Source organism: Mesorhizobium sp. P2_D6, from assembly GCF_056404315.1.
Window position 1 is genome coordinate 44139 of sequence record NZ_JBFUEG010000003.1, and the last position, 26103, is coordinate 70241.

Consider the following 26103-nt stretch of genomic DNA (forward strand, 5'->3'; position numbering starts at 1 on the left):
CTCCCCGGCGCCCTCCGATTTTGGCACACCCCTGGTAAGGCGGTGTTGCGTTTTCTTCAGAGCTTGACCGATTCCATTGCGGCCAGCGACCGATCGATCGCCTGATTGAGGGTCTTGTCCAGCCGCGTGCCCGCCGAGCCGGCCGCGACCACGGACAGCCGTGCAGCAAATCCCAGATGATAGTCTACGAACCATTCGGGATGCGGCTCGGGTTCCGGAATCGGCGGCCACCACGGGGGCAGCTTCGGTATCTTCGGTCGCGTCGGGCACCAATCGTCGAGGTCGCTCATCAACGCCTTGCTATCGAGCCCGCCTCGCTCGGCGGACCAGGCGGATCGGACGAATTCGTCCGCGATCGCGGCGCCCAGTTCGTGAGGCGGGAGCGGCTGAGGATTGAGTGCGATTTGCGCGAGCCGCCCCTGTGGTCCGCGCGGGATGACGTCATAAATGGCTGGAATGCGTTTACCGATAATGGCTAAGAGTTTTTTGCTCAATTGCATAAGACATTCTCCTGCTCAAATTAGTAACGTCGGCCGATTTCGTCAGGCCGCAAGATGAGCATGCAAGTAAAAAGCAACTTCGTCTGTGAAGGGGGTCACGGAGCCCGTGTCGCAGACAATTGTGCCCGGTCGGATGCTTCCGCCGCCATTTACCAAATTTCGCGATATTTGCCGCTGTTTACCCTGTTTCGTCGAGATCTGCGTTATGGTTTCCGGGCCGTAAACGCCGAGACTTCGCATGGATGCCAGACCTGCCCGACAGGATCATATCGCGACGCTTGACCTGTTGAGGCTGGCGGCGGCGTTGGCTGTGGTGTTCTTCCATTACTTCTTTCGCGGCGCGGCTGCCGAGGGCGCGCTGGCCGAGGGCTATCCGAGCGTGGCGCCGTTCGCCCTCTACGGCTATCTCGGCGTCAATCTGTTCTTCCTGATCAGCGGCTTCGTCATTGCCTGGTCGGCGGAAGGCCGCTTCTGGCAAGAGTTTGCGATCGCGCGTTTCGTACGCCTCTACCCCGGCTACCTCCTGTGCATGACGATCACCTTCGTCATCGTCATGGCTTTCGGTGCACCGCTGTTTTCAACTTCGCTCGGTCAATATGCAGCCAATCTGTCGATGTTTGCGCCGGCCTTGGGCCAGCCTTTCATGGACGGCGTCTACTGGTCGATCCTGCTTGAACTGGTGTTCTACGGCTGGGTGACGCTCGCTCTGCTCGGTGGCGTTTTCCAGAGGTGGAAGCTTGGGCTGATCTTCGTCTGGCTGGCGATCTCGGCGTCGAACGAGTTCTTCATCGAAAGCCGTGCGGCAAGGCTGCTGTTCATCACCGAATTCGGTCCATTCTTCGCCGCCGGCGTACTCGTCCACCACATCCATGCGCATGGCCGCTCCCTGGCAGCCCTGCTGCTGCTTGGTGCGGCCTTCCTTCTGTCCTGCAGCACGTTGTCGGTGACGCAGCAGTGGATGCTCAGAGAATACGGCATTGCCGTTTCGCAGCCGCATCTGGTGATCGCCAACATCGTCATGCATTCCGTGCTGATAGGCGCGATCCTGCTGCGCAGCTATGTCGTGCCGTCCGCACTGACGCTGGCGCTGGGCGGGCTGACCTACCCGCTTTATCTCCTGCACCCGAAAATCGGCTATATCGCCATCAATAGCGCCGCACCTTTGGTCGGCAAATGGGCTGCAGCGCTAGGCTGTGTCGCGCTCATGGTTCTGCTTTCCTGGGTGATCCGGCAGTATTTCGAACGGCCGGCCCAGCGCAGGTTGAAGGCCTGGATCGGCGGCGCGCTCGATACCGCGCTGGCTCGGTTTCGCGGCAGGAGCGCACAGCCCGCGAAATGAGAAAGGGCGCCAGAGGGCGCCCTTTTTGCTTTGCGTTTCCTGGGCTTACTGCGGCAGTTTGTCGTCGACGCCCTTCACATAGAAGTTCATGCCGAGCAGCGTGCCGTCGTCGGCGACTTCGCCGTCCTTGAGCCAAGGCGTGCCGTCCTGCTTGGCGACCGGTCCGGTAAAGGGGTTCCAACCATCGGCGATCTTCTTCGTGGTCGCCTCGGCCATCGCCTTCACATCGTCCGGCATGTTGGTGAAGGGCGCCAGCTTGACGGCGCCATCCTTGATGCCCAGCCAGACATTGTCGGGCTTCCAGGTGCCGTCGAGTGCTGCCTGCACGCGGCTGATGTAGTACGGGCCCCATTCGTCAGTGAGCGAGGTCAGCTGCGCGTTCGGCGCGAACTTGATCATGTCGGAGGACTGGCCGAAGCCGTGCAGCTTGCGCTCCTCGGCCACCTGCAAGGCAGCGGTGGAATCGGTGTGCTGGACGACGATGTCGGCGCCCTGGTCAAACAGCGCCTTGGCGGCGTCGGCTTCCTTGCCCGGATCGAACCAGGAGTTCACCCAGACGATCTTGGCCTTGAAGTTCGGGTTGATCGACTGCGCGCCGAGCATGAAGGAGTTGATGCCCATCACCACTTCGGGGATCGGAAAGGAAACAATGTAGCCGGCAACCCCTGCCTTCGATTCCTTGGCGGCGATCTGGCCGAGCACATAGCGGCCTTCGTAGAAGCGCGCATTGTAGATGCCGAGATTGTCACCGGTCTTGTAGCCGGTGGCGTGCTCGAACATCACCTCAGGGAATTTCTTGGCGACCTTCACTTCCGGGTCCATGAAGCCGAAGGAGGTGCCGAAGATGATCTTGCAGCCCTCGCGCGCCAGACGCTCGAAAGCGCGGTCGGCGTCGGGGCCCTCCGAGACGTTTTCGAGGTAGGCGGTTTCGACCTTGTCGCCGAGCGCCTTTTCCACCTCGAGACGGCCCTGGTCATGCTGGTAGGAATAGCCGAAATCGCCGATCGGGCCGGTGTAGACCCAGCACGCTTTCAGTTTGTCGGCAGCCTGCGCCGACGCCGCCAGTGACATCGCGGCGGTCGTGGTCATCAACGCAATAAGCAGTTTTTTCATTGTGTTACCTCTCTGAGTTTAGCCTTGGAGCTTTCCCGTTTGTTTTTGGTGTCAACGATCCGGAACGAATGGCTGCCCCAAGGAAGCCGGCGTGTTCATCATCGTCAGACGCTTGTTGCGCGAGATTAGAACGAGAACCACGACGGTTGCCAGATAGGGCAGAGAAGAAAGCAGCTGCGAAGGCACCGGAATGCCAAAAGCCTGTGCATGAAGCTGGCCGATCCACACCGCGCCGAAGATGTAGGCGCCGGCCAGCACCCGCCACGGCCGCCAGGAGGCGAACACGACCAGCGCCAGCGCGATCCAGCCGCGCCCGGCAGTCATGTTCTCCACCCATTGCGGCGTGTAGACCAGCGACAGGTGACCGCCGGCAAGGCCGGCGCAGGCGCCGCCGAAGATCACCGCGAGATAGCGATAGCGGATGACCTTGATGCCGAGCGCATGCGCCGATGTGTGGCTGTCGCCGATCGAGCGCAGCGTCAGCCCGGTGCGGGTCTTGAACAGGAACCACATGACGGCCGCCGTCAGTGCGATCGAGATGTAGAAGATCGGGTCCTGGCCGAACAGCAGCCTGCCCACCACAGGAATGTCGGTCAGCACCGGAACGTATAGGTTTGGCAGTCTTTCACCGGGTTGGCCGACAAAGCCGGTGCCCATCATGCCGGAGAGGCCAAGGCCAAGCAGCGTCAGCGACAGGCCGGTCGCCACCTGGTTGGTGGCGAGCGACAGCGTCATCACCGCAAACAGCAGCGAGAACACCGCGCCCATGGCGATTGCCGCGAGCAGGCCGATCCAGGGCGATCCGGTGAGATAGCCGGCGCCGAAGCCGCCGACGGCGCCCATGATCATCATGCCTTCGACGCCGAGGTTGAGCACACCGGAGCGCTCGACCACCAGTTCGCCGATGGCCGCGATCAGCAACGGCGTCGCCGCCGTGGCGATGGTCAAAAGGATGTTGACGGTGATGTCCATCAGCGGGCTTCCTTCAACTTCGGCGCAGCATCGAGTTTTGCAGCGCCCTTCGCCAGCGCCATGCCGACGAGACGAAGGCGGTAGTGGATGAGGGTGTCGCAACCGAGGACGAAGAACAAAAGCATGCCCTGGAACACACGCGCCACCTTGTCGGAGATGCCGAGCGCGCTCTGCACCGCCTCGCCGCCGAGATAGGTCAGCGCCAGCACCAGGCCGGCGGCAACAATGCCAAGTGGGTTCAGCCGGCCAAGGAAGGCGACGATGATGGCGGTGAAGCCGTAGCCGGGCGAAATCACCGGCTGCAGCTGGCCGATGGCGCCGGAGACTTCCGAGATGCCGGCAAGCCCCGCCAGCGCCCCCGACAGCAGGAAGGCGAAGAAGACCATGCGGTTGAGGCCGAAACCGGCGAAGCGCCCTGCCCGCGGGCTGGAGCCGAGCACGCGGACCTCAAAACCCTTGAGCAGGCGGCTCATCAGCACCCAGATCAGAACGGCGGCGACAAGCGCGAAGACAAAACCCCAATTGGCGCGGCCGGCATCCGGCATCAGCTCCGGCAAAACGGCCGAGTCGTTGAACTGGATCGTCTGCGGGAAGCCATGGCCCTGCGGATCGCGCCAGGGACCGCGCACCAGCCAGTCGAGGAAGAGCTGGGCGACATAGACCAGCATCAGGCTGGTCAGGATCTCGTTGGTGCCGAAGCGTGTCTTCAGCAGGGCCGGGATCGCTGCGTAGGCAGCGCCACCGACCATGCCGAACAACAGCATCAGCGGCAGCACGAGCGGGCCTTCGAAGCCAGGGAACAGCACCGGGATGGCCGAGCCGAAGATGCCGCCGAGGATAAACTGGCCTTCGGCGCCGATGTTCCAGATGTTGGCCTTGTAGCAGACCGACAGGCCGACCGCGATCAGGATCAAAGGTGCGGCCTTGATCGCCAACTCATGCAGCTGCCAGACTTGGCTGACCGGCTCGATGAAATAGATCCGGAATGCCGTCAACGGGTTGACGCCGAGCAGCGCGAACAGAATCGCGCCGGCAATCATCGTCAGGCCGAAGGCGATGAAGGGCGACAGCGCCGAAAACAGCATCGAGCGCTGCGGGCGTTTGACGAGTTCGAGGCGCATCATGCCGTCTCCAGCGTGTGTTCGGCGTGGCCGGGCTCGGCGCCGCCCATCAAAAGGCCAATCTTTTCGAACGTGGCCTCGGCAATCGGCAGCGGTTTCGACAGCTCGCCATTGTGCATGACGGCGATCGCATCCGAAATCTCGAACAGCTCGTCGAGATCCTGGCTGATGACCAGAACCGCCGAGCCGCTGCGAGCAAGTTCGATCAGCGCCTGGCGGATATGGGCGGCAGCACCGGCGTCGACGCCCCATGTCGGCTGGTTGACCACCATGACAGCCGGGCTGCGGTCGAGCTCGCGGCCGACGATGAATTTCTGCAGATTGCCGCCGGAAAGGGCTGCGGCTTCCGGATCGGGCGCGCTCTTGCGCACGTCCATCGCCACGATGATGCGTTGGGCGGCGGCATAGACCGCACCGCTTTTGACTGCGCCGCCGGCGCCGACAAAAACCTTGCCGTCGGTGGCGTGGCGCGACAGCAGCAGGTTCTCAGAAAGCTTCATGCGCGGCGCCGCACCATGGCCGAGCCGTTCTTCCGGCACGAAGGCTGCCCCCATCAGCCGCCGGCCGGTGATCGATAGCGCGCCGGCGTCCCTGCCGCGGATGCGCACGGAAGCGGCATCCTGCTGCAGCACCTCGCCGGAGACGGATTCGAAGAACTCGCCCTGGCCGTTGCCGGCGACACCGGCAATGCCGATCACCTCGCCGGCGCGCACAGTGAGGTTGATATTCTTCAGCGGGATCGAAAACGGCGTTGCCGGCTTGCGGCTAAGCGCGCGGATCTCGAGCAGCGGGGCGGCAGTCTCGATGCCTTCGGCCGGCGCCCGCACCACGGCTTTCACCTCGTTGCCGACCATCATGCGGGCCAGCGACGAAGCGGTCTCTTCGCGCGGATTGCAATGGCCGACGACCTTGCCGTGACGCAGCACGGTGGCGCGGTCGCAAATGCGTTTGACCTCTTCCAGCCGATGCGAAATGTAGAGGATGGATTTGCCCTCCGAGCGCAGGCGTTCCAGCGTCTCGAACAGTTTGTCGGCTTCCTGCGGCGTCAGCACCGAGGTCGGCTCGTCGAGAATGATGAGCTGCGGCGTCTGCAACAGGCAGCGGATGATCTCGATGCGCTGGCGTTCGCCGACCGAGAGATCGCCGACCAGCGAGTCCGGATCGAGCGGCAGGCCGTAGCTGAAGGAAAGCGCCCTCGCCTTGGCGGCGATCGAGCTGATCGGCGAACCGTCATCCAGCGACAGCGCGATGTTCTCGGCAGCGGTCAGTGCCTCGAACAGCGAAAAGTGCTGGAACACCATGCCGATGCCGAGTTTCTTCGCCATGCCCGGGCTGGTGATGCGAACCGCCTCGCCGTTCCAGAAGATCTCGCCGGAATTCGGCTCCAGCGAACCGAACAGCATCTTGACCAGCGTCGACTTGCCGGCGCCGTTTTCGCCGAGCAGCGCGTGGATCTCGCCTTTGGCGATGTTGAGGTCGATATGATCGCACGCAGTCAGCGTGCCGAATATCTTGGTCAGGCCACGAACCTCAAGCAGGTTCGCTCCATCATGATCTGCACTCACAGTGCCTCCCATCCGGTTTCCGGATATGTTCTGTGTTCCCGAAAGCATGGTATGCGCTGGCTGCTCTCGTGCGAAAGCAGCACCCACCTTGAAAGAGCTTCAAGAATTTCAGCGGAAACTCAAGGGGTAAAAATAAGCCTGCTTCGCACAACAAACTGACCGACCGGTTTTCGTGCAAACAGCGCCCGGCACCTCGGCAAAGCGCTGAAAAGCTGGGAAAATTCCCGTTAGGGAACCAGAATGGTGGTTCCCGTCGTCTTGCGGGCCTCGAGATCGGCCTGCGCCCTGCCGGCATCCTTCAGGGCATAGCGCTGGTTGATCTGGATCTTGACCGCGCCGCTCAGCACCACGTCGAAGAGTGCTGCAGCCGAAACTTCGAGGTCCTCGCGCTTTGCATTGTAGACGAACAGCGTCGGCCTGGTGACGAACAGCGATCCCTTCTGCGCCAGGAGCGACATTGAAAATGGCGGGATCGGCCCCGAGGACTGCCCGAAAGCGACGAACATGCCGAGCGGCCTCAGGCAGTCGAGCGAGGCAGGGAATGTATCGTTGCCGACCGAATCGTAGACGACGTCGCATTTTTTGCCGCCGGTGATGGCGGCGACGCCGGCGACGAAATCCTGCTCCCTGTAGTTGATGACGTGGTCGAAGCCATGCGCCTTGGCGATCTCGATCTTGTCAGTCGAGCTTGCCGTGCCGATGACGGTCGCGCCGAGATGTTTCGCCCATTGTCCCAGGATCAGGCCGACGCCGCCGGCGGCGGCGTGGAACAGGATGGTGTCGCCCGCTTTCACCTTGAAGGTGCGACGCAGGAGATACTCCGCCGTCATGCCTTTCAGCATCATGCCGGCGGCCTGCTCGTCGCTGATGCCGTCCGGCACCTTGACCACGCGGTCGGCGGCGACGACGCGCTGTTCGGCATAGGCGCCGACATTGACGGCATAGGCGATGCGATCGCCCGGCTTCAGCCAGTCGACGCCCGTGCCAACCGCCAGCACGACGCCGGCCGCTTCGCCGCCCGGGATCAGCGGGAAGCCGCCAGGTGGCGGATAGAGGCCGGTGCGATGATAGACATCGATGAAATTGAGGCCAATCGCCGTGTGCCTGACCAGGATCTGCCCTGCGCCGGGCTGCCCCGGATCGGCATCCTCATAGGCCAGGACTTCCGGACCGCCATGGGCGTGGATACGGATCGCTTTGGACATTTTCGGGCTTTCCTGCGGGGTCAGGTTTTCTTGCTGTCAGTCGCTTTTGTTGGCGGCTTGGCGCCGAGCTTTGGGAAGAACTGCATGATACCGCCGATGCAGGCGAGGTAAAGCCCGGTGACGGTAATGCCGACCTTGGTGAAGATACTGACCTGTTCGCCCAGAACGCCGATCTGGTCGTAGAAGGCGGCAAGGCCTGCCTGCGCCAGCGCCAGCGCGCCGAAAGCGCACCACAGTAGCGTCATGCCGAGATTGATTGGCCGCAGCCGCACCACCCGCACCGGATGGATGAAATTGATCGGCACGAAGGTCAGGATGCCGGCCGCCACGACGACGCCAAAGGACACCCATTGCCCTGGCTCGATGACGAACAGCGTGAACACCACCATGTTCCAGACCACCGGAAACCCTTTGAAGAAGTTCTCCTTCGTCTTCATGCCGGTGTCGGCATAATAGATGGCGCTGGACACGACGATGATGGCCGCCGACAGGAACGACAGCCGCTCCCCCATGAAGCCGCGCTGGTAGAGCGCGAAGGCCGGGATCAGCACATACGTGACATAGTCGATGATGTTGTCGAGGAGTTCGCCCGACCAGGTCGGCAGGATCTCCTTGACCTCGAGCTTTCGGGCGATCGGGCCGTCGATACCATCGACGAAAAGCGCCAGACCCAGCCACCAGAACATCGCCGTCCAGCGTTCCTCACTCGCCGCCACCAGCGAAAGGAAGGCCAGGAACGAGCCCGACGCTGTGAGCAGATGCACCGAGAACGCACGCGCCTGCGGCCAGGTGACCTTCTTCTTCGGCCTCGGAATCCGGTCGGTGATCTTTTTGGCGGCGTTCCTGGCGGTTGTGTTCTTGCTCACGGGCCCCGCCAATCCAGCTTGCAGATTTCGGCCGAGCGGCCGGCGAAATTCCAGTTGCGGCCGAAGGCACGCATCTTGCTCTTGTCGGACCTGGCCACGATGATCTCCGGCGCGATCCAGTATTCCGAATTGCTGATCACGGTGTCCTTCTCGCGATCCTTGCCGGGAATCGGTGTCACCGCCCCGTCGATGATCTTCGGTATCTGGAAAATACGGGTCTTGTCACGCGTCTCGTAGGTGATCGGCACCTGTTCGACGCCAAGGAATTTTCCCACAAGGATGCAGAGCAACGATGTGGTTCCGCCGGCCTTGCCGGTGAAAACCTTCGTCAACGCCTTCGCCGCATAGACCGAGGCGCGCTTGTCGATGAACAGACCCGCGGTCCAGTTGCCGCGGCTCATATAGCCGGGAATTTCCATGACCAGTCCGAGATTGAGGCCGGACAGGTCGACCTCGCCGAAATGGCCGGCATCGATACGAAAACCCGCCCATGTCTGGCAATAGCCCTCTGTCGGCGGATGGCTGCCAAGCGACAGCACGCAAGGGCAAAAAACCGTGCAATTGCAGGAGAGTACGAGCTCTCCTTTCATTGCCCAGCCTTGCTCTGCCATTGAATTTTCCCCCGTCATGCCGAGACTACTAGTAGGGCGACTGCCCAGACAAGCAGTATCGCACCGGCCACCCGGGTAGGAACCCTGCCGGTGGTCTGTTTTTCGATCAAAGTGACCAGGCCGATCAGCGCCGTCCAGAACACGTTCATGGTGCCGACGGCAAACATCACCAGCATCAGCGCCCAGCAACAGCCCAGGCACCACAGGCCCTGCTCCAGCCCGAGCCGGAAAATGCGACTGGGCTCAGCGCTCCAGTTGGAAAACAGGATCGAGAACGGGTTCCGGCATTTTGTCAGGCAGGCCTGCTTGAGGCTGCTGAACTGGTAGAGGCCGGCCACCAGCAAAGCGGCAGCAGCGGCAATGCCGCTCACCGGATCGAGCAATCGTCCGGACGAGGCGAATGTGTGGACGATCAACGTCAGCACCGCAAAGCCGGCCGAGGCGACCAGCCATGTACAGAGGTAGCCGGCAACCAGGGCGAGCGGGTGGGCCACCGGTTCGCCCTTGATGCGGGCGGTGTCGGCGATTTCGCAATAGGTGCGGATCATAGGCGCTGCCGACGGCAGCATCGCCGCCACGGCCATCAGGAACCACATGGCGATCAGTGCCAGAAATTGTGCGCCGCTGCCGGCATCGAGCGGTGCGGGCGTCAAGCACAGGCCGAAGAAGCGGTCGAGAAAATCCGGCAGCGGCAGCTGCGGCAGATAGCGCAACACCACATCACCCGGTGCGCCGGCGCCGGGAAGCCGGCCTTCGGCGCCGCGGATCGCCATGGCGCCGAGAATGAACCATGCGAGCAGAATGCCGCCGCCGATGGCGATGTTGACCGTCAGCCGGGGATGGCGGGCAAGGCCTGCCGTGGCGCGGCCGGCGCGGTCGAGATGGCTGAAATCGTCCTGCTGGCCGGTCATGGCAATCGAATGAGCCTAATCGCCGCGTTGATCAAGCCGCATGGTCTGACCTATATCCATGGACAGACAGGATGGACCTGCATCGCAAACTGGAAGTCCAATTTGGATCATCGCGAGACAGCACGGATACTGGTTGCCGGCAGCGGCCCTGCAGGGCTGATCGCGGCGCTCGGTTTTGCCGAGGCGGGATTTCCCGTGACTCTCATCGGACCCGAGGCGGGCGGCCCCGATGGCCGGACGACGGCGCTGATGAACCCTGCCCTCAAGGTTCTCGATCGGCTGGGCGTGCTGGCCGAAGTCACGTCGAAGGCCGCGCCGCTGAAGGTGATGCGCATCGTCGATGCTACAAGCCGGCTGATCCGCAGCCCGGTGGTCACCTTTCGTGCCACGGAGATCGGCGAGGAGCAGTTCGGGCTCAACCTGCCCAACAGCGCGCTCAACCCGGCGCTGGCCAGGGCCGTCGTCGCGCATCCCGGTATCGAATGGCTGAAGGTGATGGTTGAGGGCTGGCGTCTGGACGCCGACGAGGCACATGCCGTTCTGGCGGATGGCCGCGAAATTTCTGCAGCGCTGGCGGTCGCTGCCGATGGGCGCCTGTCACCGGCGCGCGAGGCGGCGGGCATAGCGGCGTCGGTGCGATCCTATCCGCAGGCAGCGCTGGTGCTGAATTTCGGCCATCGCAGCGAACACGGCTTCACCTCGACAGAATTCCATACCGAGACCGGGCCGTTCACCCAGGTGCCACTGCCCGGCAACCGCTCCAGCCTTGTCTGGGTGGTGAAACCGGAAACGGCAAAAGACCTTGCCGCACTCGACGACGTGACACTTTCCGAGCGTGTCGAACAGCAGATGCAGTCGATGCTGGGCCGGGTGTCGGTCGAGCCCGGCCGGCAGATCTACCCGCTTTCAGCGGCATCACCGGGGCGCTTTGCTCAAAACCGCGTTGCGCTGGTTGGTGAGGCCGCGCATGTGTTTCCGCCGATCGGCGCACAAGGTCTCAATCTCGGGATCAGGGACATCGACGATCTGATTGGAATCGCTGGTGAAAATCGCGACGATCCTGGCGCGGCCAAGGTGCTTGCAGCCTACGATTTCAGACGCCGTCCCGACATTCTGGCGCGCAGTGGCGCGGTCTATCTGCTCAACATGTCGCTGCTGTCGGACATGCTGCCGGCGCAGATGGCGCGCAGCGCCGGGCTCAATGTGCTCGGCAGCTTCGCGCCATTGCGCGCCCTCTTCATGCGCGAGGGCTTGAGGCCAGGCAGCGGCTTTGCGGCGCTTACCGGCTTAGGGAAACAGGTCCGGCGGTAATATGCCGTGCCGGATCATGTAGAGCAGCCGGTCAGACATTTTAGGCCCTGGCCCGAAAACCCTGAGCCGGGCTAGCCCGTAGCTTCACAAGGAGTCAAGCGCTTCGGCATTGAATTGGACCACCGGCTGCGCCAGATAGTGTCGGATACCAGCCCTAAAGTCGGGCTCGATTTTTGGTGACGGCGTGTGTAAATTCAAAGCCTTAGAGCGTGTGCCGTGCATTCCAGGGGACGCCGGGCGCTTCAGGGCTTAGTGGTGAGTATGATGAAAACAGCCAAATTCTCGATCGGACAGGTGGTTCGCCACAGGCTGTTTCCGTTTCGCGGCATCATTTTCGATGTCGATCCGCAATTCGCCAACACCGACGAATGGTACGAGGCGATCCCGGCCGATGTGCGGCCGCGCAAGGACCAGCCGTTCTATCATCTGCTCGCCGAGAATTCGGAAACCGAATACATCGCCTATGTGTCCGAACAGAACCTGCTCGAGGATCAATCGGGCGAGCCGGTCCGGCATCCGCAGATCGGCGAGATGTTCGACAAGCGGCCGGACGGACGCTACGAGCCGAAACGCCAGTCGAGACATTGACCGCATCCTGAACGGGGCAACAAAAAAGCGGGGCAATGCCCCGCTTTTTGTATTTTGGAATTTTCCCGAGATCAGTTGGCGGCCTTGGCCTTGTCCTGCTCGTCCTTGAGCTTCTTGGCAAAATCCTGGTTGTTCTTGGCAACGAAGTCCTGAAGCTTCTTCTGCCGGTCTTCGATATCGGACTGCTGCAGCGGCGGGCCGTCATAGGCGCCGCTGAAGCCGGTCAAGGCAACCTTGATCGGGTTCGGCTGGTTCTGGAAGTTGACCGAAGTGAGCGTGATCGCCTGGCCCTTCTTGAAGGAAGCGACAAGCGTGTCGGTCAGCGGCACTTCGGCCACGCAACGATCAGGGAAGCAGATGACATAATCGAGCTTCTGCGCCTTGCCGGTGTCGATCTGCAGGCCGATGCCGGGAGGCACCAGACGTCCGGTCGGAACCGTCACCTGGAACACCTTGCGGTTCACCTTGCCCTTCAGCTCGATCAGGCTGACGCCGGTGACCAGCTGGCCGTTGCCGGCGGTGACGATGTTCTGGACATTGCAGATGTCGACGTCTTCCTGCTTGGTGCAGGCCTTGAACCAGCCCTGCGGAATCTGCTGCTGCTGTTGTGCCGAAGCAGAGAGAAGTCCGGCGCCCAGAAAGCCGACCACGCCCGCGGCAATGACCGAAAGGCGGTATGCGTTGCTGTTCAGGCTCGTCATGTCGTGCACTTCCTCTCAAATGATCCCGGAACCGGCTTCTTCGCGCCGCGTGGTCCAGCTACCTGTTGCCGAATTGAGGCAACAGGATGACTTCGGAGCGCGTGTTACACCGCATGCGCAGCCGAATCCAGCCCGGCGCCTGCGATTCTTGGCTGTGCCATTTGGGTCGTGCGATTTGGGCTGACGTATCTGGCCGGAGCGCGGCGGCGCCATGCTAGGGTGCACTCCGAATCATCAAGCCGCCCAGTAAGGAGACGGTCATGGGCCGCGTTCTTGTTTGGCTGATCGCCGCGATCTCGTTTCTCGCCTTTTCACTTCAGCCCGCAATGTCGGAGCCGAAACATGCCATCGCCATGCAGGGCGATCCGGCGCTGCCGGCCGACTACACCCATTTCGACTACGCCAATCCCGATGCGCCGAAGGGCGGCAACATCACCTATTGCGTCGTCGGCAGCTTCGACAATCTCAACCCGTTCATTCTGAAGAGCCTGCGCACCACGGCGCGTGGCATGATGGATCTCAACTACGGCAACCTGGTTTTCGAGCCGTTGATGACGCGCAATTATGACGAGGCCTTCAGCCTCTATGGCCTGCTCGCCGACAGCGCCGACATGGATCCCGAGCGCAAGTCGATAGAGTTCCATCTCAACCCTGACGCAAAATGGTCTGATGGCGAGCCGGTGACACCGGAGGATGTGCTGTTCACCTACGATGTCTTTACCGACAAGGGCCGCCCGCCTTACAGGGATCGCATGAGCCTGATCGCCAAGCTCGAAAAGACCGGCGATCACAGCGTGCGCTTTACCTTCAACGACAAGGCCAACCGCGAGACGCCGCTGATTATCGCGCTGACGCCGATCATCCCGAAGCATGCCTTCGACAAGGACACGTTCGACAAGACGACGCTGAAGCCGGTGATTGGCAGCGGGCCCTACACAGTGGACAAGATCCAGCCGGGCCAACGCATCGTCTTCAAGCGCAACCCGAATTACTGGGGCAAGAACCTCCCCTCCAAGCGCGGCTTCGACAATTACGACCAGATCACCATCGAGTACTTCCTCAACGCCAATGCCAAGACGGAAGCGTTCAAGAAAGGCATCTGCGCCATCTATGATGAGGGCGATCCGGTCAAGCGCGAGCGTGATATCGATTTTCCCGCCTTCCACCGTGGCGAGGTGATCACCGAGACCTTCGACACTGGCATACCGCCAGTGGTGACCGGGTTCCTGTTCAACACCAGGCTGGAGAAGTTTTCCAATCCGGTGGTGCGGCGCGCGCTCGGCATGCTCTACGACTTCGAATGGGCCAACAAGAACCTGTTCGGCGGCAAATACACACGCACGATGAGCTATTGGCAGAATTCCGAACTGTCCGCGCTCGGCCATCCCGCCTCCGACAGGGAGAAGGCGCTGCTGGCGCCCTACCCCGGACGCGTGCCGGCCGATGTCATGGACGGCACCTGGCGACCGCCGGTGAATGACGGCACGGGCCAGGACCGGAAGGTGCTGAAGGTGGCTTTCGACCTGCTGAAGAGCCAGGGCTACGCCGTCAAGGACGGCGTCCTGATGGATCCCAAAGGAAGCCCCTTCGGTTTCGAAATCCTGACCGCCTCGCAGGACGAGGAACGCTTTGCCGCCATCTATCAGCGCACGCTGGAGAAGATCGGCATCACGGTGACCATCCGCAGCCTCGAAGCCGACCAGATCCAGTCGCGCAAGCAGCGTTTCGATTTCGAGGTGCTGATCGGGTCGAGCGGTTTCAGCAACTCGCTGTCGCCCGGCATCGAGCAGAGTTTTCGCTGGGGTTCTTCAGAAGCCAAGAGGGAAGGTTCGTTCAACCTGGCCGGCGTCGCCGATCCGGCGGTGGATGCTGCGATCGATGCGATGCTGAGAGCGCGGACCAAGGAGGATTACGTCGCTGCGGTGCGCGTCCTCGACCGATTGCTCATCTCCGGCAACTATATGGTGCCGATGCAGTACAACGCGCAGCAATGGCTCGCTTACTGGAATTATCTGGACCATCCGAAAAAGACGCCCATATTCGGTTATCAATGGCCGACCTGGTGGCGCAAAGCGAACTGAGCATGATTCCGAAAAGTGGTTACCGGTTTTCTAGGACAAACGGAAAGCCGTTTTGTCCAGAGATCATGCTCAAAGATGTGTTCGCGGCAGGAGATCCGAGATGAGCGAAGACAATTCCATTACCGTCGACGTGGTTTCCGATGCCGTTTGCCCCTGGTGCTTCATCGGCCAGGAGCGGCTCGACAAGGCGATCGCCGCTGCCGGCGACATTGAGGTGCATGTGCGCTGGCGGCCGTTCCAGCTCGACCCGACCATTCCGCCAGACGGCAAGGATCGGCGTGAATACATGCTGGCCAAGTTCGGCAGCGAGGAGCGTATCCGCCAGATGCATGCGCGCATCGAGCCGCTCGGCGAAGCCGAGGGGATCAACTTCGCCTTCGACGCCATCAAGGTCGCCGCCAACACGCTGGACGCGCATCGCGTCATCCGCTGGGCCGGGGCAGCCGGCGAAGCCGTGCAGAACCGCTTGGTGCGCCGGCTGTTCCAATTGTATTTCGAGGAAGGCGCCAATGTCGGCGATCACGCGGTGCTGATCGAAGCCGCCCGCGAGGCGGGCATGGACGCTGCCGTGGTCGAAACGCTGTTGCCGACCGACGCCGACGTCGAGGCGGTGCGCACGGAAATCGCCACGGCATCGCGAATGGGTATCACCGGCGTGCCGTGCTTCCTGCTTGAAGGCAAATACGCCGTCATGGGCGCGCAGGACGCCGACACGCTGGCCGACGCCATCCGCCAGGTCGCCGCCGCAAAGGCCAAGGGCGAGCTGGAAAAGGTGGGCTAAGCCTACTTTACGTTTACCTTGGCCTTGCTGACGAAGAAGCCATGGCCGTTGCTGCCCGTGCAGGTCAGTCCCTTGGTTGACGACTGGCAGGTAAACGGCCCTTTGCTCCAGCTGTTGCCATAGGCCAGCTTGGCGACATCGCTGCAGCAGCCCTGCTCACCCGGATTCTTGATCAATGTCGCCGGCCCGTTCGGCCCGAGGATCACCGTGACGTAGCTGGGCTCGACGCGCGAACAGCTCAGTTCCGGACCGCCATCCTGCGGCTGGTAGGTGCTGGTGCCGCCCTTGGGCGTGTAAATGCAGCCGATGTTGCCGGAGGGCGTGTTGAACTCGATTTGGCCCTCGGCGCTCGCCGGAATGGTCTGGTTGCCGGCATGCGCCAGAGACAGAAAGGCAAAGAGCGACAGGATTGCTGGGGCGGCTGCGCGTGCAAGCATTGGGAGATTCCTTGTTGGAGAACCGGGTATGCATGGGTGCCGACAGTGCCGCGCAAGGTTCAACCGGCGGCGTATGAATTGTCAAATCTTGTTGAGCGACAGCTAAGCGCGCCTGGTCGAGCATGTCCGCTTCACCAGCGGCGAAACGGTGATCGACAGCTATGACGCCGCCGCCAAGACCATTTCCGGGGCACTTCTCGGCTTCGGGAAAGGATGATTCGGGCAAACCCGAAGTGATCACAGACGGCAAATTTCCGGTGGTCCCGTCAGCCCGCGGTAGGAAAACCGGCCAATCGGCAAGGTCGATCGGTTCACGAAACCGTGAATCGCGCTTCCCCAAGGGAAGCTTTTCGCACATCTCAGCGTTCTCACAAAACATTGAAACCAAACGGGATATTTGGCCTGGAGACAGCTGTCTCCACGCACCACCTGTTGCCTCAAGGCAACGGCGCGTGGGCTGCCTCACATTCGCCGCGATAAAATTAATAGAAAATGATCAATTGGTGTTACTATCCGTAACAAAACTAAAAAAGGTTTGGGCGGGATTGTGATTCAGGTCGACAGACCGCGACGTTCAATATCGGCACTTTGGAACCGCGACGCCGCCGCTGGCCCGTCGCCCCTGACGCCAGTATCGTCGATGCGGACCTTCTGGGGACTGATGCGGGCCTACTGGTTCTCGGACCGGTGGAAGGAAGCCTGGACCCTCACCATCGTCATCGCAGCCCTCACAACACTCCTCAGCAAAGCCGGGGTCTGGTTGGCCCTGATGATCGGGGAATTGACCTACTCGATCAATTACTATCATGACGCCGCCAACACCGCGCCACTCAGGACGCTGCTGACTGATGCGGGGCTCGTCGTGGCCCTGTTTGTGCTCAAGGATGCCGGCCTCGTTGGTGCGAGAAGCCTGGTGTCAAAGACTTTGCACCGCAAATGGCGCGGTTGGTTGAACAGCCAGTTCAATCAAGCGCTGCTCGATGGCAATCATAGCCATTTCCACGCCCAGCATGGTTCGGCCGGCAGCGGGGGCCCCGCGCCGGACAATATCGACCAACGTATCCAGGAATCGATCAAAGGCATGACAGGCGGCGCGATCGGCCTCGCCATGGGCGTGCTTGGCGTTGCCACGTCACTCTATTTTATCGGCGAGAACCTCATCGAGACCTCCGTGGAGGTGGCGGGGCTGGAGTTCCTCGGGAGCTATGGCAGCGCTGTCCTCGCGCTGCTCGCCATCGCCACCTACGTGCCGTTCAACACCTGGATCGCAGTAAGGCTTGGAAGAGTGCTGGAGCGGCTGAATGTGCGGCTGCAGCAGGCCGAGGGCAGCTATCGCGGCGAATTGACGACCTTTCTTCGCCGCAGTTTCCACGTCGCCGCGTCAGGCGCAGAAGACGTGCAGAAGACGGTGAACAACCGGCTCTATGGCGACATCGATCGGACCTGGGCACGGTTGAATATCGTCAACGTCTCTTACGACGCATTCGAGGCGGTCCACAATTTCATGGGCTTTCGCATCGTCGCTTATGCGCCCGGTCTGGTTTCCTTTATTCACAACAAACTCGACCTCAAAGGCTACGTGACCGGCGCCGAGATGATCAATCAGCTGATCGGCCAGTGTTCCTGGCTCATCCGCGTGATGCCCGACATCGCGACCTTGCGCGCCAACAGCCAGCGCGTCACCGAATTGGCGAACGCCATCGAGAACGTCCAGCAGCCGCAGGAGTTCTACGGCCAGACCGGCCGCTCCGACTTCCACTATGCCAGCCAGAACCCGGTCTTCGGCCTGACTATCCAGAAGCTCGAACTGGCGCATCAGGGCGAAGATGCCACGCCGTTCCTGAGTGCTGCCAATCTGCGCTTCCGGCGTGGCGAGTGGACGTTCCTCAAGGGCGAGTCCGGCTGCGGCAAGACTTCGCTGATCAAGGCGATCAACGGCCTGTGGCCCTATGGCCGTGGCACCATCGTCTTCCCCGACGGCGTGAAGAGTTTCTATGCCGCCCAGGAGGTCAAGCTGCAGCAGGTGTCACTGAAGCAGCTGGTGTGTCTGCCCGGCTCCGAGCAGGACTATGGCGATGCGCAGGTGGCGTCTGCCCTGCACAAGGCCGGCCTTGGCGACTTCATCGAACACATGGCCGACGAAAGCCGCGAGGGAAAGATCTGGGATCAGATGCTTTCCGGCGGCCAGAAGCAGAAGCTGGTGGTGGCTCGCATCGTGCTGCAGCAGCCTGGGCTTCTGTTCCTCGACGAAGCGACCGGCGCGCTCGATCCGGATGGCAAGATCGCTTTCCACCAGTCGATCAAGGACAACTGTCCCGATGTCACGGTGATCAGCATCATGCACGAGGCGATTGCGCCACGATCAGCCACGGGCGAGGAATTCTACCACAGCGTGGTTGCGATCGCCGACGGTGTCGCCACCAAGAAGCCGCTTGCTCCGAACCTGCCGCGCGAACTCACCACCATCCTTACGCAGCCGCGACCGGTCGAAGACAAATGGCTGCGCTTCTCGCGCCGGCTGAAGCAGAAATAGCAACAACACCAAACTCTTGCCGGGCCGCAACAGTGCGGCAACGACGGCGGTTGATCACAGTCTCGCGATTGGGCCTGTTCCCGGCAGTTTTCCGCCGTTCCTGCGATTGACTCGCCAAAATGCGCTCCTATGTTGCGCCCGGCTTGCAGCATTCCAAATCGAACCCGCAAGCAGAAAGGTCACCGCGCCATGCCTGGCGACAGTCACAGTCGAACGCAACCGCCGTCCGCCTAGACGTGACCTGATGGCTCACGTCCTGCCGGACGGCAAGGAGTGAGCCATGAACGAATTTTCCCCCGTCGTAGCGGGCGACGATGCCGTCGCGATCGCCCGTATCCTTGCCAATGATCACGTCGCCGATGTCGTCGAGGCCCTGAACCGGGAACCTCGCGAAACCGCGATCGAACTGCTTTGCGAAGTGCCGTTCGAGCGGCTGGTCGAGATCTTCGACCAACCGGAACTCGACGGTGCGTCCGAACTGGCCGAGGCACTGCCGCGCGCCAAGGCGTGCAAGCTCCTCACCGCCATGTCGGTCGACCGCGCCGCCGATATCCTGCGCGAGCTGGACGAGCCGGCGCGTTCCGAGCTGCTCGGCGGGCTGGCACCGCCGCTGCGGGCGACGCTGCTTTCCATTCTCGGCTACCCCGAAGGCAGCGCCGCCTCGATCATGACGACCGAGTTCGTCAGCGTGCCTTCGGATTGGACCGTCGGCCGCACGCTGGACTACATCCGCAAGGTCGAGCGGACCCGCGAGACCGTCTACGCCATCTACATCGTTGATCCCGACACGCATGTACTGGTCCGGTCGACCGGCCTACGCCGGCTGATCACCGGCGAGCCGGACGATCCGATCCTGTCGGTGGCGCCGGACCGCGTGCCGGTGACCGTGACGCCGCTGACCGATCGCGAGACCCTGGCGCAGAGGATCTCCAAATACGATCTGCTCGCGGTTCCCGTCGTCGACCACGGCAAGATCCTCGGCATTGTCACCATCGACGACATCATCGACACCATGATCGAGGAGACAACCGAGGACGTGCACCGTTTCGGCGGCATGGAGGCACTGGACGAGCCCTACATGAAGATGAGCTTCCTCGCCATGATCAAGAAGCGTGGCGGTTGGCTGTGCGCGCTGTTCATCTCGGAGATGCTGACCGCCAATGCCATGCAAAGCTATGAGGGTGAACTGGAAAAGGCGATCGTGCTCACTTTGTTCATCCCGCTGATCATGAGCTCAGGTGGCAATTCCGGCTCGCAGGCAACCTCGCTCGTCATCCGCGCGCTGGCATTGCGCGAGATCGGTCTTCGCGACTGGTGGCGGGTGGCGCTGCGCGAACTGCCCACCGGCCTCGTGCTCGGCGGCATGCTTGGCGTGGTCGGCGTCTGCCGCATCGCGCTGTGGCAATATATGGGCTTCTACGACTATGGGCCGCATTGGCCGCTGATCGCGGCGACCGTCGGGGCTGCACTCGTCGGCATCGTCACCTTCGGCTCGCTGTCGGGATCGATGCTGCCCTTCGCGCTGAAACGGATCGGCTTCGATCCGGCGAGCGCGTCGGCGCCGTTCGTCGCGACACTGGTCGATGTCACCGGCCTGGTGATCTATTTCTCGGTGGCGCTGGTCATCCTGCGCGGCGCCCTGCTGTAGCAGCCGCTAAACATCCTGCCGCCGGCAATGACCGGCGGCGGGTTCGCCTTGCCCAGGCTTCAGGCCTGCCGGCCGTAGATGGCGTCGCGCAATGCGTCGGGGAAAGCGCCCATCATCCCGGCAATGGCCGTGTTCGTCAGCGCCACCACCGTCAGGTCCAGCGTCGGGTCGACGAACCAGGAATGACCGTAGACGCCGCCCCACCGCCACGTGCCGACGGTCTGCGGCGTGTTTGCCGCCACGGGATCGCGCAGGACGCCGAAGCCGAGACCCCAACCCCAGCCGGGCATCGTGGTTTCGAGACCGCCAATGGCGTCGGTCCTCATCGCCGTGGCCGTTTCGGGGCGGACCACCGTGCCGCCGCCGCTGCGCAGCGCTTCAAGCAGCTTCATAACATCGCCGGCCGTGCCGTTCATGCCGGTGCCGCCGGAGGCAAACGATGCGGCATCGAAGGTACGGCCAGGCGTGAACGAGATGGCGCCGTCGCCGAAGGGCACCAGATGATGCTCGCCCATAGCGACAGCCTTGCCGGGACCGTCCGCATAAGGCGTCACCAGCCGAGCCCGGTCACGGACGCCAAAGGCCGTGTCGCGCATGCCGAGCGGCTGCACCACCAGGCGATCGACAAGATCCGGCAGAGTGGCGCCGGTGGCCCTCGCCAGCGCCTCGCCCAGCACATCCATCGCTACCGAATAACCCCAGTTGGTTCCCGGCTTGTAGGACAACGGCACCGAGGCGATGCGCCTGAGGTTCTCAGCCATGGACAGGCCGGGCTGGTCGAGGCCGTCGGAGATCCCGGCACGGTGATAAGGCCCGCCGGTTGCCTGGCGGAAGCCGTAATCGAGACCGGCCGTATGGGTCAGCAGCTGGCGGATGGTGATGACGGGCTCGCCGCCGTCCGCCAGCTTCGGTCTGAATTCCGGGATGAATCTGGTCACCGGATCGGCAAGACTGATCACGCCAGCCTCGACAAGCGCCAGGGTCGCGGTGGCGACGATCGGCTTGGTCACCGATGCCAGCCGGAAGATTACGTCAGCCGTCATTGGTTTTTTCGCTTCGCGGTCGGCGAGACCAGCGGCGCGGCCGTAGAGGATTTCACCGCGGCAGGAGACGAGGATCACCGCGCCGACGACGCGCTGCTCCTCGACGGCCCGGTCGACGACCTCATCGAGGCGCCGGCCAAAATTGTCGTCGAGCGGCGCGGCGGTTACGGGCATAGATCGCTCCTCATCGCTCCTCGAGGAATGATAACGGGCGTCAATCGACGCGCACGCCGTCCTTCACGCGGTAGCTCGGCTTGTACATGGTGACCAGTTCTTCCGCCGCTGTCGGGTGGACGGCCATGGTGCGGTCGAAATCGTCCTTGGTGACGCCGGCCTTCAGCGGAATGCCGAGCAGCTGCGCCATCTCGCCGGCGTCCGGTCCCAGAATGTGGGCGCCGAGCACTTTTCGCGTGGCGCCGTCGACCACCAGCTTCGTCAGCATCTTTTCGTCGCGGCCCGACAGCGTATGCCGCATCGGCCGGAACGTGGCGCGGTAGATCTCGATGTCGGAGTAGCGCTTGACGGCATCGTCCTCGGACAGGCCGACAGTGCCGATCTCCGGCTGTGAAAACACGGCGGTCGGGATCGTGTCGTGGTCGGGCGCCGTCGGGTTTCCCTTGAAGGCGGTCTCGATGAAGCACATCGCTTCGTGGATCGCCACTGGCGTCAACTGCACACGGTTGGTGACGTCGCCGATCGCCCAGATGTTGTCGATGTTGGTGCGGGAATACTGGTCGACAACGATGGCGCCGGTCTTGCCGAGCTCGATGCCGACGCCTTCCAGGCCCATATTCTCGGTGTTGGGGATGCGGCCGATGGCGAGCATGACCTGGTCGACCGTCAACACCTTGCCGCCGGTGACCAGCGCGTCCAGCCTCCCATCCGGCCGCTTGCGCACCCATTCCGACACGGCGTGGCAGAGGATCTTTATCCCCTTCTTTTCCATGGTCTCGTGCAGCATGCGCCGCAGGTCCATGTCGAAGCGCGACAGGATCTCCTTGCCGCGGTAGACCAGCGTGGTGTCGACGCCCAAACCATGGAAGATGTTGGCGAATTCGACGGCGATGTAGCCGCCGCCCTCGATCATGATCGACTTCGGCAGCCGCTTGAGGTCGAAGACCTCGTTGGAAAAGATGCAATGCTCATGGCCGGGAAGTGCTGGATGCGGTGCCGGCCGTCCGCCGGTGGCGATCAGGATCTGGTCGGCGGTGACGGTGCGGTCGTCGCCCAAGAGATGCACGACATGCGGATCGACCAGCATGGCGCGCGAGTGGAACGTCTCGCCGCCGGCGCCCTGCACGTTCTTCTCGTAGATAGCCTCCAGCCGGGCGATCTCGCGATCCTTGTTGGCGACCAGCGTCGGCCAGTCGAAGCTCGCTTCCGGCACCGTCCAGCCATAGCCGGCGGCATCAGTGAAATGCTCGGGAAATTGCGAGGCGTAGACGTAGAGCTTTTTCGGCACGCAGCCGCGGATAACGCACGTGCCGCCATAGCGGTATTCCTCGGCGATACCGACGCGCTTGCCGAGTGCGGCCGCCACACGCGCCGCCCTCACCCCGCCGGAGCCGCCGCCGATGACGAAGAGGTCGTAGTCGTAACCGGCCATGCTGCCGCTCCTTGCCTCAAGAAATGTTTGAGACAGGTAGGCTGCATGAGGCCAAAAGAAAAGCCCGGTTTGCACCGGGCTTTCTTGGTCCAGCGGCGAGGACGCCGGTGGCGAAATCGATGACTTAGTTCTTCGGTGCTTCCGGCTGGTCGCCGTCAGCGGGTGCGGCGCCGTCAGCAGGTGCCGCGCCATCAGCCGGGGCGGCACCATCAGCCGGGGCAGCGCCGTCGGCGGGTGCCGCGGGAGCCTTGGCCTTCGCGGCCGCGGCCAGCGTCTCGCCGACCTGCTGGGCGAGATCGCGCGCCAGGCCATTCTGCCAGATGTCGGCCGCCTTGACCAAATCGCGCGTCACCGTCGGGCCGCTGTCGAGCAGCTTCTTGCCGGCCTCGGAATTGTAGAAGGCAGCGATGTCGGTGAGGTCCTTTTCGGAGAACACCTTGGCATAGGCCAGTGCTGCCTCCTTCTCCAGGTCGGCACGGCGTGAGGCCAGCGCCAGCGCCTTCTCGCTGATGGTCTTGCCGATCAGCTCCTGCATGTCGGGGTTCTTCTGGATAAGCTGCTGCTCTAGCGCGGCAGCCGCCTGCGGCAGGATGTTGTCGAACGGGTCGGTCGCGTGGATGGCAGCGACCGCGGCGCGCGCCGCCTTCAGGTGCGATTCGGTGACATCCTGCGAAAACGCCGGCGCGGAAAACGCCAGGACAGCCGAAGCCGCCACGATGGCGGAGAATTGGCGAACCCGTTTATGCAACATCATGGTCGGTAGAACTCCCTGGTTTTCGGGCGGCATGGACGGTTTGGATGCCGTCGCCGCCGGCGATGATGGCCGCTGACGCCAGCCCGATGAAAAGACCATGCTCGACCACGCCGGGGATGGCATGGAGAGCATTCGAAAGCGCTCTTGTATCCGGAATGCGGCCAAAAGATGCATCGAGGATAAAATGGCCGCCGTCTGTAACAAAAGGCTGGCTCCCCGTCATCCTCAATGTAATAGGCCCGGAAAGGCCGAGACTTTTGGCCGCTGCCGCGACCGCGATTTCGGTGGCGCGCAGGCCGAATTGATTGACTTCGATCGGCAGCGGAAAGCGGCCGAGCGTCTCGACCATCTTCGACTTGTCGGCAATGACGACCATGCGCCCGGAGGCCGCCGCGACGATCTTCTCGCGCAGCAGCGCGCCGCCACCACCCTTGATCAGCGTCAGCGCCGGATCGACCTCGTCGGCGCCATCGACAGTGAGATCGAGCTCGGGCGTTTCCTCCAGTGTCGACAGCGGCACGCCGAGTTCGCGGCAGAGGGCCGCGGTGCGCTCCGACGTCGGTACGCCGATGACGGTCATGCCGGTGGCGACCTTCTCGGCCAGCAGCCGCACGAACTCTTCCGCCGTGGTGCCGGTGCCGATGCCGAGCCGCATGCCGTCGCTGACATGGGCAAGTGCTGCCCGCGCGGCCTCGACCTTCAACTGCCTCGCATCCATGCTGCTGCCCCGGAACCTTGTGTCTCGGGCTCCTAACATTTTTGCCAGTCTGGTCAAAGCCCTTGGCGGCAGCGGAACGCCTGGCGATGCGCAGGGTGAGATGCGCGGGCCTTCCGTAGGAATATTTTCTTGGATGCCGTTGCCCGATGGCGGCAGGTATGCTACATTTCCGTTCAGAGTGCTGATTTGCGTCAACGACCCGCCGCCGAGGCGGGTTTTCATTTCTGGCGGCTCGCCACGCCTGCTTGCCTCGACGTGCTTGCCAGCCCGCTTGCCTCGACGCGCCGCAGCGGCTATCGCCTGCCGACAAAACAATCGCCACAGGACAGGCCATGACCAGACCGATCATCGTGTTCGACCTCGACGGGACGCTGGTCGACACGGCGCCGGACCTGCTCGACAGCCTCAACCACAGCCTTGCCGCCAGCGAGCTCGCCGCTGTCGACGAGGCCGGCTTCCGGCGCTTTGTCGGCCAAGGCGGACGGGTGATGATCGAGCGCGCGCATACCGCGCAGCAGAGGTCGCTGGCAGTGGAAGAGCACGACCGGCTGCTGAAGCTGTTTCTCGATCACTACACGCTCAACATCCCCGGCAAATCGCGCCCCTACCCAGGCGTGGTCGAAGCGATCGCCCGCTTCGAGAAGGCCGGCTATCTGCTCGCCATCTGCACCAACAAATATGAGGGCAATTCGAAAGCGCTGATCGAAGCGCTCGGCCTGTCAAAACATTTTGCCGCGATCGCCGGCCAGGACACGTTCGCCTTCCGCAAGCCCGACCCTCGGCATCTGACCGAAACCATCAAGTTGGCCGGCGGCGATCCGCATCGCGCGCTGATGGTCGGCGATTCGCAGACCGACATCGACACCGCCAAGGCCGCCGGCATTCCGGTGGTCGCCGTCGATTTCGGCTATACCGACCGGCATGTCAGAGAGTTCGAGCCGTCGGCTGTCATTTCGCATTTCGACGCGCTGACGCTCGACCTGGCGGAACGGCTGATTGCAGCGGTAAGCGGCTGAGAGAAACGGGCGATTGCGCCGCTGCCCTGCCCTCGCCTATTTCCGGCACAGAAGGCCAGCGCATCGCCTTGACTTCAACGGCCTGCCTCCCTTATATCGCGGCTCGCTTGGCCTTCGGGCAACGAGCGGGCGATTAGCTCAGCGGGAGAGCACACCCTTCACACGGGTGGGGTCGCAGGTTCAATCCCTGCATCGCCCACCATTTTTTCGTGGAAATCCCATCATATTTGCTCTTCGGCGAGGTTGTCGGCTTCGGCCACTCGGGACCGGATACTCAATACCGTGGCCTTTTGTCGAATACCACGACCAGCCTCCCTCCAACATGTTGGCAGCGTTTGCAGACAAGCTTCGACGCCAGCCGCTTTTCGGTGATGAAATCGTAGTGCGTGCCGTAGGTCTCGATTAGATCATCGAGATCGAGCGAGCGTAGATGACCGCATCGGGGATTGCCGCAATATACGCTGAGGCCCATGCCTTGATCGCGAAGCTCGCCAAGCTTTGCGGGCTGAGCGATCGACAGAACAATGGCTGCCGGGTCCGCCGGATTTGCCACCACCACGAGGATAGGTCTTCGAACCGCTGCCCGATCAATGGCTCCGATTGCCTGAACCGCCTTATCTTGGGCGACGCCGATGAGGGAATCGATCTCTTCCATCGCCGCAGTATGGCCGCAGACAAACAGG

At 62.5% G+C, this 26103-nt stretch carries 25 protein-coding genes and 1 tRNA gene; 10 read left to right on the plus strand and 16 right to left on the minus strand.

All coding sequences use genetic code 11. From position 1 onward, the window contains the following. Positions 1–56 precede the first annotated feature (56 nt). Positions 57–500 (minus strand): hypothetical protein, encoded by a 444-nt coding sequence (locus AC1D1L_RS06565; RefSeq protein WP_112561741.1) that lies wholly within the window; start codon positions 498–500, stop codon positions 57–59. Between the two features lie 238 nt (positions 501–738). Here AC1D1L_RS06565 and AC1D1L_RS06570 point away from each other — a divergent pair, with 238 nt between their 5' ends. Beyond that, on the plus strand, positions 739–1839 hold the full coding sequence (locus AC1D1L_RS06570; protein WP_477339876.1) for an acyltransferase family protein: 1101 nt from the start codon (positions 739–741) through the stop codon (positions 1837–1839). Positions 1840–1884: 45 nt separating this feature from the next. Here the strand turns inward: AC1D1L_RS06570 and AC1D1L_RS06575 are convergent, their stop codons facing one another. The 8 genes from AC1D1L_RS06575 to AC1D1L_RS06610 all read right to left on the minus strand — a co-directional run bounded on the left by AC1D1L_RS06575 (position 1885) and on the right by AC1D1L_RS06610 (position 10203). Then, positions 1885–2952, minus strand: coding sequence for a BMP family ABC transporter substrate-binding protein (locus tag AC1D1L_RS06575; RefSeq protein WP_477339878.1), 1068 nt, complete (start codon positions 2950–2952; stop codon positions 1885–1887). 51 nt (positions 2953–3003) lie between these two features. After that, positions 3004–3924: an ABC transporter permease gene (locus tag AC1D1L_RS06580; RefSeq protein WP_477339880.1), complete on the minus strand. Its 921-nt coding sequence runs from the start codon at positions 3922–3924 to the stop codon at positions 3004–3006. Then, a complete protein-coding gene (locus tag AC1D1L_RS06585; protein WP_477339882.1) occupies positions 3924–5048 on the minus strand; it encodes an ABC transporter permease in 1125 nt (374 codons plus the stop codon). The genes AC1D1L_RS06580 and AC1D1L_RS06585 overlap by 1 nt, the downstream gene beginning before the upstream one ends. After that, entirely contained in the window at positions 5045–6622 is a 1578-nt protein-coding gene (locus AC1D1L_RS06590; protein ID WP_477339884.1) for an ABC transporter ATP-binding protein, read from the minus strand. The genes AC1D1L_RS06585 and AC1D1L_RS06590 overlap by 4 nt, the downstream gene beginning before the upstream one ends. Before the next feature lie 215 nt (positions 6623–6837). Continuing rightward, positions 6838–7815 carry a quinone oxidoreductase family protein gene (locus tag AC1D1L_RS06595; protein WP_477339886.1) on the minus strand — a complete coding sequence of 326 codons (978 nt, stop codon included), beginning with the start codon at positions 7813–7815 and terminating at the stop codon, positions 6838–6840. Between the two features lie 20 nt (positions 7816–7835). Then, positions 7836–8681, minus strand: a complete 846-nt coding sequence (gene pcsA / locus AC1D1L_RS06600) for a phosphatidylcholine synthase (protein ID WP_477339888.1) — start codon at positions 8679–8681, stop codon at positions 7836–7838. After that, on the minus strand, positions 8678–9292 hold the full coding sequence (locus tag AC1D1L_RS06605; RefSeq protein WP_477339890.1) for a DUF1326 domain-containing protein: 615 nt from the start codon (positions 9290–9292) through the stop codon (positions 8678–8680). Before AC1D1L_RS06605 ends, pcsA begins: the two co-directional genes overlap by 4 nt. 14 nt (positions 9293–9306) lie before the next feature. Further along, positions 9307–10203: a DUF2182 domain-containing protein gene (locus tag AC1D1L_RS06610; RefSeq protein ID WP_477339892.1), complete on the minus strand. Its 897-nt coding sequence runs from the start codon at positions 10201–10203 to the stop codon at positions 9307–9309. Between the two features lie 102 nt (positions 10204–10305). On the opposite strand from AC1D1L_RS06610, the gene AC1D1L_RS06615 reads away from it, so the two are divergent. Both AC1D1L_RS06615 and hspQ read left to right on the plus strand, forming a co-directional pair. Then, complete coding sequence (locus AC1D1L_RS06615) at positions 10306–11514, plus strand: UbiH/UbiF family hydroxylase (RefSeq protein ID WP_477340729.1); 1209 nt, start codon at positions 10306–10308, stop codon at positions 11512–11514. Positions 11515–11778: 264 nt separating this feature from the next. Next, a complete protein-coding gene (hspQ, locus tag AC1D1L_RS06620) occupies positions 11779–12102 on the plus strand; it encodes a heat shock protein HspQ (RefSeq protein ID WP_023668971.1) in 324 nt (107 codons plus the stop codon). A gap of 71 nt (positions 12103–12173) precedes the next feature. Here the strand turns inward: hspQ and AC1D1L_RS06625 are convergent, their stop codons facing one another. Continuing rightward, on the minus strand, positions 12174–12803 hold the full coding sequence (locus AC1D1L_RS06625; protein WP_112561729.1) for an invasion associated locus B family protein: 630 nt from the start codon (positions 12801–12803) through the stop codon (positions 12174–12176). Between the two features lie 260 nt (positions 12804–13063). Between AC1D1L_RS06625 and AC1D1L_RS06630 the strand changes: the two genes are divergently transcribed. Together AC1D1L_RS06630 and AC1D1L_RS06635 are read left to right on the plus strand one after the other, a co-directional pair. After that, positions 13064–14884 (plus strand): extracellular solute-binding protein, encoded by a 1821-nt coding sequence (locus AC1D1L_RS06630; RefSeq protein ID WP_477339894.1) that lies wholly within the window; start codon positions 13064–13066, stop codon positions 14882–14884. Positions 14885–14984: 100 nt separating this feature from the next. After that, positions 14985–15665: a DsbA family oxidoreductase gene (locus tag AC1D1L_RS06635; protein WP_477339896.1), complete on the plus strand. Its 681-nt coding sequence runs from the start codon at positions 14985–14987 to the stop codon at positions 15663–15665. Between the two features lie 2 nt (positions 15666–15667). Here AC1D1L_RS06635 and AC1D1L_RS06640 read toward each other — a convergent pair whose 3' ends face one another. Then, positions 15668–16102 carry a hypothetical protein gene (locus AC1D1L_RS06640; protein WP_112561726.1) on the minus strand — a complete coding sequence of 145 codons (435 nt, stop codon included), beginning with the start codon at positions 16100–16102 and terminating at the stop codon, positions 15668–15670. Between the two features lie 640 nt (positions 16103–16742). Between AC1D1L_RS06640 and AC1D1L_RS06645 the strand changes: the two genes are divergently transcribed. After that, positions 16743–18635, plus strand: coding sequence for an ABC transporter ATP-binding protein/permease (locus AC1D1L_RS06645; RefSeq protein ID WP_477339898.1), 1893 nt, complete (start codon positions 16743–16745; stop codon positions 18633–18635). Between the two features lie 280 nt (positions 18636–18915). Beyond that, positions 18916–20283 carry a magnesium transporter gene (gene mgtE, locus AC1D1L_RS06650; protein ID WP_477339900.1) on the plus strand — a complete coding sequence of 456 codons (1368 nt, stop codon included), beginning with the start codon at positions 18916–18918 and terminating at the stop codon, positions 20281–20283. Between the two features lie 59 nt (positions 20284–20342). Here the strand turns inward: mgtE and AC1D1L_RS06655 are convergent, their stop codons facing one another. The 4 genes from AC1D1L_RS06655 to rpiA form a co-directional block, all read right to left on the minus strand. After that, entirely contained in the window at positions 20343–21500 is a 1158-nt protein-coding gene (locus AC1D1L_RS06655; RefSeq protein WP_477339902.1) for a serine hydrolase domain-containing protein, read from the minus strand. Positions 21501–21540: 40 nt separating this feature from the next. Further along, complete coding sequence (gene gor, locus AC1D1L_RS06660) at positions 21541–22932, minus strand: glutathione-disulfide reductase (RefSeq protein WP_477339904.1); 1392 nt, start codon at positions 22930–22932, stop codon at positions 21541–21543. 124 nt (positions 22933–23056) lie between these two features. Then, positions 23057–23686: a DUF2059 domain-containing protein gene (locus AC1D1L_RS06665; RefSeq protein ID WP_477339906.1), complete on the minus strand. Its 630-nt coding sequence runs from the start codon at positions 23684–23686 to the stop codon at positions 23057–23059. After that, positions 23673–24404, minus strand: a complete 732-nt coding sequence (rpiA, locus tag AC1D1L_RS06670) for a ribose-5-phosphate isomerase RpiA (RefSeq protein WP_477339908.1) — start codon at positions 24402–24404, stop codon at positions 23673–23675. The genes AC1D1L_RS06665 and rpiA overlap by 14 nt, the downstream gene beginning before the upstream one ends. Before the next feature lie 129 nt (positions 24405–24533). Between rpiA and AC1D1L_RS06675 the strand changes: the two genes are divergently transcribed. From AC1D1L_RS06675 to AC1D1L_RS06685, 3 genes are all read left to right on the plus strand, one after another. Then, positions 24534–24740, plus strand: coding sequence for a hypothetical protein (locus AC1D1L_RS06675; protein ID WP_477339910.1), 207 nt, complete (start codon positions 24534–24536; stop codon positions 24738–24740). Continuing rightward, on the plus strand, positions 24737–25420 hold the full coding sequence (locus AC1D1L_RS06680) for a phosphoglycolate phosphatase (RefSeq protein WP_477339912.1): 684 nt from the start codon (positions 24737–24739) through the stop codon (positions 25418–25420). Before AC1D1L_RS06675 ends, AC1D1L_RS06680 begins: the two co-directional genes overlap by 4 nt. A 127-nt stretch (positions 25421–25547) precedes the next feature. Beyond that, positions 25548–25622, plus strand: a tRNA-Val gene (locus AC1D1L_RS06685). A 72-nt stretch (positions 25623–25694) separates the two neighbouring features. Here the strand turns inward: AC1D1L_RS06685 and AC1D1L_RS06690 are convergent. Continuing rightward, positions 25695–26075, minus strand: coding sequence for a hypothetical protein (locus AC1D1L_RS06690; protein WP_477339914.1), 381 nt, complete (start codon positions 26073–26075; stop codon positions 25695–25697). Between the last annotated feature and the right edge of the window lie 28 nt (positions 26076–26103).

What these genes read in the sequence shown, in the direction of transcription:
- AC1D1L_RS06565 (WP_112561741.1), bottom strand. Translation starts at nt 500, where the DNA reads ATGCAATTGAGCAAAAAACTCTTAGCCATTATCGGTAAACGCATTCCA.
- AC1D1L_RS06570 (WP_477339876.1), top strand. Translation starts at nt 739, where the DNA reads ATGGATGCCAGACCTGCCCGACAGGATCATATCGCGACGCTTGACCTG.
- AC1D1L_RS06575 (WP_477339878.1), bottom strand. Translation starts at nt 2,952, where the DNA reads ATGAAAAAACTGCTTATTGCGTTGATGACCACGACCGCCGCGATGTCA.
- AC1D1L_RS06580 (WP_477339880.1), bottom strand. Translation starts at nt 3,924, where the DNA reads ATGGACATCACCGTCAACATCCTTTTGACCATCGCCACGGCGGCGACG.
- AC1D1L_RS06585 (WP_477339882.1), bottom strand. Translation starts at nt 5,048, where the DNA reads ATGATGCGCCTCGAACTCGTCAAACGCCCGCAGCGCTCGATGCTGTTT.
- AC1D1L_RS06590 (WP_477339884.1), bottom strand. Translation starts at nt 6,622, where the DNA reads ATGGGAGGCACTGTGAGTGCAGATCATGATGGAGCGAACCTGCTTGAG.
- AC1D1L_RS06595 (WP_477339886.1), bottom strand. Translation starts at nt 7,815, where the DNA reads ATGTCCAAAGCGATCCGTATCCACGCCCATGGCGGTCCGGAAGTCCTG.
- AC1D1L_RS06605 (WP_477339890.1), bottom strand. Translation starts at nt 9,292, where the DNA reads ATGGCAGAGCAAGGCTGGGCAATGAAAGGAGAGCTCGTACTCTCCTGC.
- AC1D1L_RS06610 (WP_477339892.1), bottom strand. Translation starts at nt 10,203, where the DNA reads ATGACCGGCCAGCAGGACGATTTCAGCCATCTCGACCGCGCCGGCCGC.
- hspQ (WP_023668971.1), top strand. Translation starts at nt 11,779, where the DNA reads ATGAAAACAGCCAAATTCTCGATCGGACAGGTGGTTCGCCACAGGCTG.
- AC1D1L_RS06625 (WP_112561729.1), bottom strand. Translation starts at nt 12,803, where the DNA reads ATGACGAGCCTGAACAGCAACGCATACCGCCTTTCGGTCATTGCCGCG.
- AC1D1L_RS06630 (WP_477339894.1), top strand. Translation starts at nt 13,064, where the DNA reads ATGGGCCGCGTTCTTGTTTGGCTGATCGCCGCGATCTCGTTTCTCGCC.
- AC1D1L_RS06635 (WP_477339896.1), top strand. Translation starts at nt 14,985, where the DNA reads ATGAGCGAAGACAATTCCATTACCGTCGACGTGGTTTCCGATGCCGTT.
- AC1D1L_RS06640 (WP_112561726.1), bottom strand. Translation starts at nt 16,102, where the DNA reads ATGCTTGCACGCGCAGCCGCCCCAGCAATCCTGTCGCTCTTTGCCTTT.
- AC1D1L_RS06645 (WP_477339898.1), top strand. Translation starts at nt 16,743, where the DNA reads ATGCGGACCTTCTGGGGACTGATGCGGGCCTACTGGTTCTCGGACCGG.
- mgtE (WP_477339900.1), top strand. Translation starts at nt 18,916, where the DNA reads ATGAACGAATTTTCCCCCGTCGTAGCGGGCGACGATGCCGTCGCGATC.
- AC1D1L_RS06655 (WP_477339902.1), bottom strand. Translation starts at nt 21,500, where the DNA reads ATGCCCGTAACCGCCGCGCCGCTCGACGACAATTTTGGCCGGCGCCTC.
- gor (WP_477339904.1), bottom strand. Translation starts at nt 22,932, where the DNA reads ATGGCCGGTTACGACTACGACCTCTTCGTCATCGGCGGCGGCTCCGGC.
- AC1D1L_RS06665 (WP_477339906.1), bottom strand. Translation starts at nt 23,686, where the DNA reads ATGATGTTGCATAAACGGGTTCGCCAATTCTCCGCCATCGTGGCGGCT.
- rpiA (WP_477339908.1), bottom strand. Translation starts at nt 24,404, where the DNA reads ATGGATGCGAGGCAGTTGAAGGTCGAGGCCGCGCGGGCAGCACTTGCC.
- AC1D1L_RS06680 (WP_477339912.1), top strand. Translation starts at nt 24,737, where the DNA reads ATGACCAGACCGATCATCGTGTTCGACCTCGACGGGACGCTGGTCGAC.
- AC1D1L_RS06690 (WP_477339914.1), bottom strand. Translation starts at nt 26,075, where the DNA reads ATGGAAGAGATCGATTCCCTCATCGGCGTCGCCCAAGATAAGGCGGTT.